Genomic DNA, 15,261 nt, shown 5'->3' with positions numbered 1-15,261 from the left:
CTGATAAAATAAGTTTACTACATAGATTGAAAATGCACACGGGTTTCGTTCCTAGCAGAGGAACTTGTGCATTTTCAATCTTGTCTTGCCACACGATAAAAATTAGCAAATCAGGACTAATAACTCCTTAACGAGGTATTAGATTACATGGTATTCTTTTAACAGCTTCTCAATATCGGTACCGGCGATCTTTTTAAAACCTTCTAGTAGAGCCAGCTTTTCACTATTTCCCAAATTCAGTTGGGTAAGCTTTTTGCCATCGTTTAATTTAACCGTTGCCTCCAGCAGGTTTCGGATATCAAAAGTGCTGCCCCAAACCTCTGGCACCCCCCGGTCCAGATTCAGGAGAGTATAAACCGCCTCCATACCCGTGCGGACAGAGTATTCTGTTGTGAAGATGGTATCCCGTACCGTTTCAGCAAACTGGCCAAGGAATGCAAAATTTACACTGCCCGCTGGAACAACAGCAGGACGGTCTCCGGCTTTTCGCGGCATAAAGAAGGCAGTGATATAGGGCATCATACATGGTACGGTGGAAGCACTGAACTCCGCCATATCTTCAATTTGGTTTTTTGGTACACCCAGGTGATAAAGCCATTCCATACAGATTTCCTTGCCGGTGCATTCGCGCATAGGTTTATCTATGTAATTGCCTGGCTTGTCACTGAATAACCCATATATCCAGCCTACTAACTGATCTTTTGGCTGACCACGAAACTGGGGCTGGCGGTTAAACGTCCAGCTGAGGAGCCAATTAGAATCCTTAACGGTTACAATACCGCCGGTTACTACTTTTCCACTGAAGGGATCTCGTTTGCAAATCTTTTGGACATAAGGCGGTATCTGGTTATCCAGGGTTGTTACGGTTGCGGACATCCAATTAGTCTGCCGGGGATTATTCAGGAATTTGTCAGGATGTCCAAAAGACTCATCCTGGGCTGCAATTTTACGCCACATATCCCAACCACCGCCTTCCTTAATTTCTGTGTCAAAGGCTGCCGGATGATTTTGGTCTCCAAGGCTTGAGTTTTCAACACAGCCTCCATTGGTGATAAAAATCAGGTCATTTTCGGTAAGTTCCAGGTTTTCTTGCTTATTTTCCTGCATAATCAGTATGCGTTTTGCCATTTTTCTTTCTTTTTGTATGTCGAATTCAACATTTAGTACACGGACACCATAATGAAACTGTACATTATGAGATTCCAGATAGTTAAGAATCGGCAGGATTAAAGACTCATACTGATTATACTTTGTAAATCGGAGTGCTGAAAAATCAGGAAGCCCTCCGATATGGTGGATGAAGCGTTTTAAATAGAGTTTCATTTCTAATGCACTATGCCAGTTCTCAAAAGCGAACATGGTTCTCCAATACATCCAGAAATTTGAATGAAGTACATCCTCTTGAAACACGTCGGTAATGCATTTGTCATACAGTGCTTCGTCAGGTGTGAAAAACAGTTTCAGGATTTCCATGGCACCCTTTTCGGAAAGACCGAATTTACCATTAGTCTGAGCGTCCTCACCGCGGTTTATCGTGGCCCGCAAAAGGGAATAGTTCGGATCTTTTTTATTGAGCCAATAGTATTCGTCAAGAACACTGACGCCTTCGGTCTCTATAGACGGAATGGAGCGCAGTAAATCCCACATACATTCAAAATGGTTATCCATCTCTCTGCCGCCGCGCATAACATATCCAACCGTATCATATTGGTATCCGTCACAGGCTCCGCCAGCCAGGGGTTCTTTTTCAAAGATGTGTATTCTATCCCCTTTCATCTGTCCGTCACGTACAAGAAAACAGGCGGCAGTAAGTGCTGCAAGTCCGGACCCGACAATATAGGCAGATTTTTCATCAATCCCTTCTGGCTTTTCAGGCCGTGCAAATGCTTCATAGTTTCCACTGGAATAATACATAATAAAACCTCCTTTTACTTAGTAATGGTATCAGTCTCCTTTAATCGCCGACATACATAATTTGAAAAGACAATGTCTTAATCATCCTATCACCTTTTGCTTTTAAATTGACGGAGATAGTCTGTAAGGCAAGTTTTTCCGTCCATATGACAATTGGAGGGGACAAGCAGCTCCGTGTCAGGCAAGTGAGGGGGTAAATGGCTACGAAATTGTAATATGGACACATAAACTTGTCTTATAGACTATTCATGAGTGAATCGTTTCTTTCTAGGTGTATAGTCTGTTAATAACCGATCATTACAAATTTTAAGACAAATTAATATATGTTTCATTCACAATAATTATGAAAAGGAGACTGTCATGGATCTGGATTTAAAAAATATGGATTATGCAAACATAAAAACCCTAAAAGATGTAATTTCCTTTGGAGCTGAAACTTATGGTCAAAAGCCAGCGGTTAAATGGCAGAACGGCAGAGCCCTGGAAGAACGGTCATATTTCCAGCTTCGCTCAGATAGTTACAAAGTGGCGGCATATCTGAGGGAGCTGGAATTAAAGAAAGACCATATCGCGATTATAGGAGATATGAGTTATGAATGGCTGGTTTCTTTTTATGGTATCTCATGTTCCAATGCTGTTATCATACCAATTGATAAACAACTCTCAAAGGAAGATATTACGGATTTGTTAAAAAAATCAGAGGCGGCTTGTCTTATCTATGAGGTAGCACCTAAATCGGAAATAGTTGAATATATTCAGAAGAATATAGAAGCATTAAAAATCATTTCCTTACGAGAAAGCAATGAATTTCCCTATATAGCGGATATTATACTGAAAAGTCCAAAGAAGGTAGTTACTCATTTACCGGAGCCAGAGCCGGATTCCTTAGCGGCAATTGTTTTTACCTCCGGCACTACTGGTACCAGTAAAGGGGTTATGCTTACCCATAAGAATATGTGTTCCGGTGTAATTGTTGCCTGCCATTTTGTAGGAAAAGAGGATTTTAAAACAACAATTCCGGTTTTACCAACCTATCATATGTACGAAATTACCACGGGTATTCAATGTGCAATCGTAATAGGATGTACAATCTGCATTGGGAGAGGAATAAAATATCTGACGCAAAGCATGAAACAATATAAGCCTTCAATCTTAATTCTGGTACCAATGATTGTTGAAATGATACATAAACTAATTTGGGCAGAGGCAAAAAAATCAGGGAAAGACAAAAAACTAAAAAGGCTTATGGCAGTGGCAAAAATTTTAACCAGGCTAGGTATTGATATCAGGCGGAAGTTATTTAAGAGTGTTTTAGAGGTATTTGGGGGTGAATTACTTACAATTGTTTGCGGAGGTGCACCCTTAAGTGCTGATTTAATGGAAGAATTTCAGTGTTTTGGGATTCAGGTTAATTATGGTTACGGAATTACCGAGTGTTCTCCCGTAGTAGCAAGCAATATGCCGGGACATAATAAGCCAGGTTCCGTAGGACCAATTGTTCCGTTTCCCTACGGTATGGTCAAAATCTTAAATAATGAGATTCTGGTAAAAGGTCCCATTGTAACGAGCGGATATTACAACGATCCACAAGCTACCGAAGAGTCTTATGTGGATGGCTGGTACCGAACTGGAGATTTGGGATACCTGGATAAGAACAATTATTTATATATTACGGGACGCATCAAGAACCTCATAATTTTAGACAATGGTGAGAATGTGTCGTCAGAGGAATTAGAAACTGTGTTTGGAGAAGTTCCCCTTGTAAAGGAAATTGTAATCCATACCTCAAAAAATAAGGAAAGGCTTTTATTAACAGCTACGGTTTTTCCAGACGAGCTGTACCTTAAGGAAAACGGTATTATGGATGTACAAGGAGAATTAGAGAAGGAATTCTTTCAAATCAATAGCAACCTGCCGCCATACAAACGAGTGCAGTTAATTAAGCTGCGTAGTACGGAGTTTGAAAAAACAGGTTCAGGTAAAATAAAAAGGCATTTAATATGCAGCGAGTAATAAGAGAAAAGAGGTGATTCTATTGGAGGAAAAAATTAAAAGCATACTATGCGAAATGCAAAATATTGAACCAGAAAATATTACATTAAAAACAAATTTAATTCGGGATATTGAAATGTCTTCTGTTGAAGTCATGAATCTATGTGGGGTCCTTGAAGAAGAATATGCAATTGAAATTTTGGATGAGGATCTGATTACCATCCAAACCGTGGAAGACTTAATCAACTATGTTGGTCAAAAGATGGAGGAAAAGGTCTGATAAACTATGCTGTACTTATTTGATCGTATATCTGATTTTACAGAGGAAGAATACAATAGATATATTTCATATCTGCCCTCAGACCGGTTAGCCAGGGCGAAAGGGTATCGGAGTATGACTGACCGGAAAGCGTGTGTTATTGCATATCTTTTATTTCGACTTGGTATCTTATCAGAATATGAGATCCGTGATGCACCTTCACTTATCCTTGGGCGGTATGGAAAACCATATTTACAAGAATATCCCCATATACATATGAACCTGAGTCATTGCGGACAAGGCATCGTCTGTGCCATTTCAGACTGTGAGGTGGGCGTGGATATTCAGGACTGGATTGCACCGGATAACCGATTAGTATCAAGGGTTTGCAGTAGTGAAGAAATAGAGCGGGTAAGAGAATCCCAGGATAAAGATAGACTTTTTACTGCTTACTGGGCTTTAAAAGAAGCTTATATAAAAAATATAGGGATAGGAATGTCTTTATCAATGAAGACCTGTGATTTTTCCTCTGTAAAACAGAATAAATTTGAGTTATTTGGTAAAGTATTTTCACTGCAATTCGACAGAGCTTATTGTCTGGCAGTTTGTGATAACAGCAAATATATAAATATCAGGTATATCTTAAAACAGGAGTTTGAACAGTTACTATAAAGTAAGGATATTGAAAATAGGATAGATTGGAGGGAGAGTATGTTACCTGTAAAACTAATATGTCTTCCATATGCCGGCGGTTCCGTTTCCATGTACCGGGATTGGCCTAGAAGGACCGGACAAAGCATTGAAGTTGAATTGATTGAGTTAGCCGGCAGGGGAAGCCGTTATAAAGAACCAGTTTATAAAACCTTTGACGAAATGATAGAAGATCTCTTTCATAAATGTAAATCGGCAATCGGTGATTCAGAATTCTCATTTTTTGGCTACAGTCTGGGTTCCATCGTAGCCTTTGAATTGTCCCGTCTATTTAAAATCCGTCTTGGTAAAGAACCAAGGCATTTATTTGTTGCTGCAAGTAATGCTCCGCATATTTCATATGAAATATCCCAAAAGCAATTTGGAAATCTCTCAGATGAAGAACTTGATAAGAAAATTATAAAGATGGGTGGAATTCCAGAGGAAATCAAATCGAATCAAAATTATTTTAAGCTTTGTATGTCACTTATCCGGCACGATCTGAAAATAGCCTGTAATTATCATTACCGGAATAAACCAAATCAATTGGGATGCGACGTAACCGTATTGAGTGGAAAAGAAGATCCGCAAATAGATTTAAAAAGAATTACAGAATGGGATAATACGACTTCAGAGAAATGTTCTTACTACTTTTTTGAAGGAAACCATTTTTTCATTCGGGACTTTGATGAGGAGATTATTAAATTAGTAGGGCATCAGCTGAAAGCACTAACGGTTTAATAGACTTAGTTGCCGCTTTTGCGGCGTTAGCATCACAAACTTGGTATGCGCAAAGAGCGTGCGCAAGAATAGAGGTTAATATGGAATTATGTAAAGTTAATACGTTAACGGAGGCTTTGGCTGTCATAAAAGACCAAGAAACTGGAATTCATTTTATATATTCACAAAACCGGGAAGTATATCTGCCATATTCAGAACTTTATCATCAGGCAAAAGTATCTTTGTACCAGTTTTTGAAGCGGGGCTTGGTAAAAGGGGATGAGCTGGTGTTTCAGATTGTAGATAATCAGGATTTTATCCGTACACTCTGGGCATGCCTTTTAGGGGGAATAATCCCCATACCGGTCACGACAGGAAACAGTAAAGAAAATGGCAATAAAGTAGCAAAAATCTGGGTACAGCTAACCAATCCCCATTTAATTATTTCGCCGGAAATACAGGATAGTTTTTTAGCGTTACTGGACGAGGTGGTTGAGAATGAAAAAATCATAACAGATATAAAAGACAGAATTTTTATGCTAGAACAAGTGGGTGATTTAGAAGATGATTTAGAGGGTATTGTAGTAAAAGCCCTGGAAGAGGAAATTGCTTATGTTCAGTTTTCTTCCGGTTCAACCGGGGACCCTAAGGGAGTTACCTTATCCCATAAAAATATTATGACGAATGTAAAGGCCATTCTAAAGGGCTGTCATGCAGAACATACGGATGTTTCAATATCCTGGATGCCCTTAACTCACGATATGGGTTTAATTGGAATGCATTTCACCCCCTTGGTTTTAGGTGCCCATCAATATATTATGACACCTACTATGTTCGTAAAACACCCACAGCTTTTTCTGGAGAAGATTACGGAACACAGAGCTACAATAACATCAATTCCGAATTTTGGCTACGATCATATGCTGCAGAAGATAGAACCTGATAAGGAGTATAAATGGGAGTTGTCTTCCCTGAAAGTTATTTTCAACGGTGCAGAAATGATTTCCTATCATCTTGTAAAAGACTTTATGAGTTGTATGAAACAATACGGTTTAAAAGAGCAGGCTATGTTTCCGGTATATGGAATGGCAGAAGCGAGTCTGGCAATTACTTTTTCGATTCTGTCAGAGGGTATTAAGGGAATCATCGTAGACCGCAGTACCACCTCTGTTGGTCAGCAAGTACTTGAAGTTTCAGAGGAATTGGAAAAAGATACAGTATTTGTTGATTTGGGATACCCGGTTGATAATTGTCAGGTAAGAATTGTTGATGAGAAGGGAACTCTTGCAGCAGATCATATGGTGGGGACTATCCAGATTCGTGGAGATAATGTTACAAAAGGTTACTATCACAGGGAGGATCTAAATGACATTCTTTGGAAGAAAGATGGATGGCTTGATACCGGAGATCTTGGATTCTTTCGTAATAATAGTCTCGTGGTATTAGGAAGAACTAAGGAAGTCATTATTGTAAATGGTCAGAATTACTATGCCACAGATTTAGAACGGATAGCAAAAAGGCTTTCACCTATTAAGTTTTCTGATATTGCAGTTGCAGGTTATTTTGATGGAACTATGGAGCAAATTTTAGTGTTTGTGACTTATAGAGGCGAGTTAAAAGAGTTTGAGCTTGCCGCAGAAGAAATACGATTGGGTATTTTCCATGAGCTATTATTAAGTGTAACTCATGTCCTTCCCATTAAAAAAATGCCTAAAACTACAAGCGGGAAAACTCAGCGCTATAAATTATTAGAGGATTATAGAAACGGAATATTAAGTGAAACCATTCTTATGCTTGATCATATTAGGAAAGACCGATTGTCAAGGACAACAAAGGAAGCTCCGTTAACCCAGACCGAAGAAAAAGTGCTGGAAATAGTAAAAGCTGTTGTTGGTGCGGACAATATTGGTATAACCGAGGATTTATTCTATTATTCTTTGCAATCGGTATCTGCTATGCAGATTTATGACCAGATAGAAACCTTATATCCAGGTATCTTAAAGGTTACGGATATTTATCGCCTTAGGACTATAAAGGAAATTGCAGATGCAATAACTGTAAAAGCAACCCGCCAATTCCCCTCTAACAAATTGCCGGAAAAAAATGACGAGAAAAATATAGAATCCGATGCACATAAAGAGATCGCTGTCATCGGACTGGCAGTTAAATTACCTATGGCAGATACAACAGAGGAGTTTTGGACAAATTTAAAATTTGGCATTGAATCCATTGTAGATCTTCCGGATTCCAGAGTGAATAATATTCAGCCGTATTTGAACCTGAAATATGGCGAATCAAAACAAAAGTTTATGCAGTGCGGTTATATAAATTCCATAGATCAATTTGATTATGATTACTTTGGATTATCTCCTAAGGAAGCAGAATTAACCGATCCCCTGCATCGATTGTTTTTTGAGACTGCAATAACTGCTCTGGATACCGCAGGTTACAATAGTGAGACCATTGAGGGCACCAATACCGGAATTTTTATTGGTGCATTTGGTGATTTGAATATCCATAGTTATAAGGAAATGGTTCGTGATGTAAAACCCTCTGAGCTGCCACTAGCAATTACTGGAACGACCCTTTCGATGATGGGCGGAAGACTTGCCAATTATCTGAATTTTAATGGTCCAGTAGAAATAGTTGATACTGCCTGTTCCTCCTCCCTTGTAGCGGTATATGAAGCATGCCAGGCACTAAAAAATAACAAGTGTGATATGGCACTTGCCTGCGGTGCCAGAATCCAAATAATGCCTTTGGATGATAGCTGCTATAAAATAGGAATTGAATCCTCTGATGGAGCCACCAGAACCTTTGACAGTGCAGCCGATGGCTCTGGTTATGGAGAGGGCTTTGTAGTCCTGTTATTAAAACCTCTTGATAAGGCCCTGAGTGATGGTGATTATATTCATGGAGTCATTAAAGGTGGTGCAGTCAATCATGACGGCAGATCCTTAAGACTAACTGCCCCCAATCCCGAAGCCCAGGAGAAAGTGCTTCTTGCTGCCTGGGCAGATGCAGGTATCAATCCGGAAAAACTCTCCTATATAGAATGCCATGGAACCGGGACAAAAGTGGGGGATCCCATTGAGATTGATTCCCTGGTAAGAGCATTTTCTCATTATACCGATAAAAAGCAGTTCTGCGCAATTGGTTCTGTAAAATCTAATTTGGGACATCTCTTGGATTGTTCGGGAATAACAGGTTTGGCGAAAGTAATCCTATCCCTTAAGCATGCCAAACTTCCACCCACTATCAATTTTTTGCAGCCGAATGCGTTCATTAACTTTATTGATTCACCATTATATGTAAACAATGTGCTAAAAGACTGGGAATTACCGGACAGGAAAAGATACTGCGGTATCAGTTCCTTCGGGATTAGTGGTGTGAATTGTCATATGGTTTTGGAAGAAGCACCGGAACAAACTGCTCTGTATTGTAATAAGAAAGAAACTGGTATTGATCTATTTACGCTTTCAGCGAAATCAGAAACAGCACTCCTTCATACCATGAAGGCATATGTTTTATATCTGGAATCAAGTAATGATCTGGATTTTCACCGTATCTGCTATACAACAAACACAGGAAAACGTGCATATACCTACCGGGTAGCATTGCTTTCTGAGTCTTGTAAGGAATTACAAAGTAAGCTGATAAAACTATGTGAAGGCGGTCTTGAAGCAGTAAATGGTTTAAAGGATGTATGGTATGAAAAGGTAAGTGATGCAAAAAAAGACAATACCGGGTTTCGCTTCAAACCCGTACAAAATGATAAAAGGGATCTTCTAACTGCCATAGGTGAAGCTTATGTGAAAGGGTTACCAATTGACTGGAAAGCATTATATGAGGAAGGGTCAATCACTCGGATCGAAGTACCTGCCTATCAATTTGATCGGAAAACTTGCTGGCTTAAATATCCTGTTACCGTCTTAAAAGAACCATCGGAGGATGTTTTTTATCAAGTGCGTTATGTAGAAGTACAAGTACCCCAGCTTCCTCAGAAACAATTAAATGCAGAGGAAGGTATCTTGGTGATTTTGGAGAATAGTAAAGTAATGACCGAGGTAATAAAGGACTTAGAAGACCGCAAGTATAAGGTAGTAACCCTTACTGCCGGCGGGCATTTTGAGAAAACGGACCCTTATTCCTATACAGGACAGCTTAACAGCACGGATTTTGGCAGGCTCTTTGATGAGATTGACTTGGCAGACTATAAGACAATACTATATGCTCCTGGGGCCCAGATAGAGAAAGAGATAGCTTCCATTGAGGAATTAAACAATGGATTGGAGAAAGGCTTCTTTGGATTATTTGATTTCATACAAGCTTTTTCTGATAGAAAAATAAGCAATAAAATTAATATCCTTGTTATTACGGATTCTGCCTATGAGGTAACGGGAAGAGAAAACCGGATCAATCCCCAAAATGCAGCGTTAGCAGGTTTTGCTAAAACCGTAAATCAGGAATTTTCTGCAATATCCTGCAAGGTAATTGATATTACAGATAAAACACCGGCGGAGAGTATCGTAAAGGAAATTGAATACAAAGATAGTGATTTTTATGTGGCCTTGCGGGAGGATAAAAGATTTGTAGAAGAGTTTGCCCCCATAAAGCCAGTGAGCCTGCCGGATAAGGAGGTTAAAATTAAGGATAAGGGTGTTTATTTAATTACCGGTGGTTTGGGTAATATGGGATTATATTTTGCTGAATATTTGGCTTCTCTGGCAGAGGGGATAAAACTGATACTTGTATCCAGAAGTAGTTTTCCTCCCAAAGACCAATGGGAGAAGTTAGCCCTTGAAGAAAAGGATAAGCTGCTTACGAAACGATTGGACACAATACAGAAATTGACTGCAAGGGGTCATGAGGTTTTAGTTTACCAGGCAGATATTGCTAATGAGCGGGAGGTGGATAATCTTATGAAGCACCTAAAGAAAACCTATGGCAATATAGCCGGGATTATACATTGTGCCGGAGTAACGGGCAATGGACTTATCGTTTTAAGGAAAAAAGAAGATATGAATCCGGTTCTTGCCCCTAAAATCTTTGGAACCTGGCTGCTGGATAAATACACGAAAGATCAGGAGCTTGACTTTTTCGTCCTATGTTCCTCTGGGGTTGGTATATCAGGCGAGATAGGCTTAGCAGATTATGCAGCCGCAAATTCCTTTTTAGATTCCTTTGCACAACACAGAGCCCGGACGAAATCCACCCTGTCAATTGACTGGGTCGTATGGAAAAACGCCAGAATGATGGAAGGATTCTCTAAAAATGTGGATGGTCTCTTTTTACAGTTAACGCCCCAAAAAGCAATTAAGAGCCTGGATATTGTTCTAAAGAAGCAAGTGAGCAGGGTCCTTATCGGTGAGATTAATTATGAAAGTCCCTTCTTAAAGCATACGGAGAGTATTCTGATACGTCTTGCAGAGGAAATCATTAGAAAGCTGCCAGGCAGTCACCCTGAAACCGAAAGTTTATCGATACAAACCCATGGAAATCAGGAGGTAGTATTAGTCGGAAAAGAGGACTATACCGAAGTTGAAAAGAACTTATCTAAAATAGTAGGTGAAGTATTAGGGTATTCGGAAATTAATATTTTTGATAACTTTTTTGAAATGGGCGGCAACTCAATTCTTCTTAATTACATCTGGAAGGAGATTGATCATTTATATCCGAACCGGGTAATGATATCCGATTTGTTTGCTTATCCTACAATCCAGGCATTAGCAGTATTCATTATGAAGGGAGCGCAGCCAATCAGTTCAAGGCAAATGGATGATAAAAATATGGAGGAGGAAATTGATAACCTGCTTTTAAATCTTCAAAATACAAATGATATCGACCGTATTCTCGCTGAGCTGAAATCACTATAGGAGGGATTGGAAATGGATAACATATATAGATATATACTTGAGAAGACAAGTTCAGGAAGTATAGATAAAACTTTGGCAGCGGAATTGATTAAGATGATTAAAAAAAGTTCCACACTCCATAAAGATATGGCCATTATCGGTATAGGGGTTAACCTGCCTTTGGCTGATTCCATGGATGAGTATTGGGATATCCTATCTAACTCAGTGAACTGCATCAGAGAATTTCCAGCCGCCAGGAAAGAAGATATAGACAAGTATTTAAGCTATTCCGGTATGGCCAGAGATGCAATACAGTATGTAAACGGAGCATATCTTGAACATATTGATTATTTTGATTATAAATTTTTTAGAATAACACCTTCAGAAGCAAATTTAATGGCTCCAAGCCAACGAATATTTTTACAGACCGCCTATTCGGCTCTTGAAGATGCCGGGTATGGGGGAGGAGTACTTAAGGGTAGTAATACAGGTGTTTATGCTGGATTTGCAGATACGATGAAGGATTCTTATCAAAAGATGATTTATGATACCGACCCGACCCTGGTATCACAATCCATTGCCTCAAACCTTGGTGCAATAATACCAAGCCGGTTATCTTATTATTTGGATTTAAACGGACCATCAATGGTTGTAGATACGGCTTGTTCCTCGTCCCTGGTTTCCGTACATTTAGCCTGCAAGGCAATCCAGAATGGAGAATGTGACCAGGCCATAGCAGGGGGGATAAAACTACATACAGTACCAATTGATGCAGAATTTGCAAGGCTTGGGATTGAATCTTTAGACGGCTTAACCCGTGCCTTTGATGATACCTCAGATGGTGCTGGAATTGGAGAAGGCGCAGTCGCGATCCTGATTAAACCTTTGGATAAAGCCGTTGCGGCAAGAGACCATATCTACGGGGTAATAAGGGGAAGTGCGGTGAACCAGGATGGAAGTTCAATGGGGATTACTGCGCCAAATCCGGCAGCACAGACAAAGGTAATTCTAAAAGCCTGGAAGGATGCCGGAGTAAATCCAGAAAAAATTCAATATATTGAGACTCATGGGACCGGGACTCCACTTGGAGATCCAATTGAAATAGAAGGCTTGACAAAGGCCTTTCATCAGCACACGAACCGAAAACAATTTTGCGCGATTGGCTCCGTCAAGTCTAATATTGGACATCTCTACGAGTGCTCAGGACTAGCAAGCTTAGTAAAAGTCATATTATCTTTAAACCATCACAAGATGCTTCCCTCTGTTTATTTCGAGAAGCCAAACCGGAAGATAGACTTCTGCAATTCGGCTGTTTTTATCAACAGTATTTTACGATCCTGGGAACCACAAGACGATAAGAGGTTATGCGGCATCAGCTCCTTTGGCTTTAGCGGCACAAACAGTCATATTGTATTAGAAGAAGGACCGGTATACCCTAGTGAGGATAACAATGGGATCTTTCAGGTTTTGACTATTTCGGCGGAAAGTAAAAGTTCATTGTATGCTTTAGTGTTAAAGTATCAGGAATTCTTAGAATTAGAGCCGGATCTACATAATATGTGCTACACCGCCAATACCGGAAGAGGGCATTACTCCTATCGTATAGCGATTCTATTTCGGCAAAAAGAGGAACTAAAGAGCAAAATCAAACAAATACTCCTGGAAGATACTTCAATGGATCTGGAGCTATTTATGGGGGAACATAAAATTGTTAATTCAAATTATGTAGATGTTAACAAAGGGATGATTTCAGAAGAAATAAAACATAAGTTAACCCAAAAAGCCAAGGAAATCACGGAGAAGCAAAGTCAGGAGAAGCAGCTTGGTGCAGAGGAATTAAAACAACTGTGTTCCTTATATATAAAAGGAGCAGTGGTAGAGTGGGACGGGTTATATTCCAATACAAAAAACTATAGAATCAGTATTCCGACGTATCAATTTGATAAACACCGATGCTGGCTGTCAATACCAGAAACCCAGAATAATTTGAACCAGGAGCAGGAAGGTTACTTTAAATTGTATTGGAAACCAGAGGCTCGAACCAGTGTCACTAACAGCAGAGCAGAAGAATGGGAGTTAATACTAATTATAAAGAATAATTTAAATTTACCGGCCAAAAACCTTTTTGAGCTTTTAAAAACCAAGCACCTAAATGTAGAGGTGATGGAAGAAGCAGATTGGTTAAGGGGAGCTGTTTCAAATAATAATGCAGAAGAATTCTTTATTAATTCCTGGCGTACATTTAGCAATTATAACAAAGTGAAGCTTATATATATGATGGATTCCAATGAGGAGGAAAATAATTATGAGAAGGAATATCTGAGGCTGATGAATTTTTATAGTTTTTTGCGTTCTTTAAAAGAATTGAGTGCCGCAGATATTAGTATTGATGTCATTTTAAACCACATGAATGAAGTTACCGACAAGGATTGCTGCATACCCGTAAATGCAGCAATACAAGGGGCATTTAAGGTAGTAAGCCTTGAATTTCCGGAATGGAGCTGCCATGCAATCGATATAGATCGTAGTATAGATGAAAGCAACTTATACAGTGAAATCGTTTCATTAAATAATAAGTTTATGATTGCATACAGGAAGAATCAGAGGTATGAGGCGTATTTGGGACAAATCCAGCTGGACAGGCAAAACCCGTTAGAACCCTTCACCTTTAAAGCAGACGGATGTTATGTAGTGTCGGGTTTAAGTGATATTACCCTTGAAATCCTTAAGAATAATTGTACCAGTAAAGCAAACTTTGCCGTGTTATGCCGAACAGAATTGCCGCCTCGGAACGAATGGACTGATTTTTGTAAAGAGCCTGCACAGCAGGATGAAAAAACGGTCAATCGAATCAAAAGAATCTTAGAAATTGAAGCATATGGTGGAAGCGTTACGCTGATACCTTGTGATATCACCAATTACGGGGAGGTAAAAACTGCAATTGATGCCATCAGAGAAAAATACCAAAAAATAGTCGGCGTTATCCATGGGGCTGGTGTTCCGGGCAATACCTTGTTTGCTGCCGAAAAACATGAGAATTTTACCGCCGTGTTAAAGCCCAAAATCTATGGGACCTGGTATTTAGATGAGTGTACGAAGGAAGATGATTTGGAATTCTTTGTTTTGTTTTCATCCGTTGCTACTCTGTTTCCAGCACCTGGGCAATGCTCTTATGTTGCTGCAAATTCATTTATTGATGCCTTTGCAGCAGCCCGTAATAGAATACGCCAAAACACCTTTTCTATTAATTGGTGCACCTGGCGGGAGGCTGGTATGGCAAAACGGGCGGGTATAAATATTGATACAATCTTTAAAACCCTTACGAATGAACAGGGTATAAGAGGGTTTAGGACAGTGATCGGACACAAGATTTCCAGTGCTCTTATAGGTGTCATTAATGATGACAAGAGATATGTAAGGCTGTGGGATAAAATTGGATTTGATTTAGCGGATAATATCAATCGTATCATAAAAAGTTACCGTGCAAAAGCTGCTTTATCAGATGGTGAGAATAAAAAACTTAATCTGAATTTAACACAAGCATTACAGCTTAAGGGAAGAGAAAATGACCAATATACGGAAACTGAAAAAAGGGTAGGAGATCTGTTGGCTAAATATCTTGGTTATTCCGAATTGTATATCTATGATAATCTGTTTGATTTAGGTGTTGACTCCATTATTATGATAAGGGCCGCACATGAGATACATAAAATATGGGGAGTTAACCTTGAATTATCAAAATTCATAGATGGCTCATCCATTGAGAAAATAGCGGAAGAAATTGATCACATTACCCGTAATAAAAAGCACATTGCTGTTATCAATCAGTAG

Annotated in this window: 7 protein-coding genes; 6 read left to right on the top strand and 1 reads right to left on the bottom strand. The window is 39.4% G+C overall.

What is annotated here, in order from left to right; genetic code table 11:
- Window positions 1–138: 138 nt before the first annotated feature.
- Window positions 139–1,914 carry an oleate hydratase gene (locus tag QA584_RS20845; protein ID WP_278271033.1) on the bottom strand — a complete coding sequence of 592 codons (1,776 nt, stop codon included), beginning with the start codon at window positions 1,912–1,914 and terminating at the stop codon, window positions 139–141.
- Window positions 1,915–2,274: 360 nt separating this feature from the next.
- On the opposite strand from QA584_RS20845, the gene QA584_RS20840 reads away from it, so the two are divergent.
- From QA584_RS20840 to QA584_RS20815, 6 genes are all read left to right on the top strand, one after another.
- Window positions 2,275–3,927 (top strand): AMP-binding protein, encoded by a 1,653-nt coding sequence (locus QA584_RS20840; protein ID WP_278271032.1) that lies wholly within the window; start codon window positions 2,275–2,277, stop codon window positions 3,925–3,927.
- 22 nt (window positions 3,928–3,949) lie between these two features.
- On the top strand, window positions 3,950–4,186 hold the full coding sequence (locus QA584_RS20835) for an acyl carrier protein (RefSeq protein WP_278271031.1): 237 nt from the start codon (window positions 3,950–3,952) through the stop codon (window positions 4,184–4,186).
- A gap of 6 nt (window positions 4,187–4,192) precedes the next feature.
- Entirely contained in the window at window positions 4,193–4,837 is a 645-nt protein-coding gene (locus QA584_RS20830; protein ID WP_278271030.1) for a 4'-phosphopantetheinyl transferase family protein, read from the top strand.
- A gap of 39 nt (window positions 4,838–4,876) precedes the next feature.
- On the top strand, window positions 4,877–5,596 hold the full coding sequence (locus QA584_RS20825) for a thioesterase II family protein (RefSeq protein WP_278271029.1): 720 nt from the start codon (window positions 4,877–4,879) through the stop codon (window positions 5,594–5,596).
- Between the two features lie 80 nt (window positions 5,597–5,676).
- Window positions 5,677–11,451, top strand: a complete 5,775-nt coding sequence (locus QA584_RS20820; protein WP_278271028.1) for an SDR family NAD(P)-dependent oxidoreductase — start codon at window positions 5,677–5,679, stop codon at window positions 11,449–11,451.
- Between the two features lie 12 nt (window positions 11,452–11,463).
- Window positions 11,464–15,261 (top strand): type I polyketide synthase, encoded by a 3,798-nt coding sequence (locus QA584_RS20815; RefSeq protein WP_278271027.1) that lies wholly within the window; start codon window positions 11,464–11,466, stop codon window positions 15,259–15,261.

Origin of the sequence: Anaerocolumna sp. AGMB13025, assembly GCF_029689925.1 — a bacterium.
In the GTDB taxonomy this organism is placed as follows: domain Bacteria; phylum Bacillota; class Clostridia; order Lachnospirales; family Lachnospiraceae; genus Anaerocolumna.
This window is presented reverse-complemented; position numbering and strand designations above follow the sequence as displayed.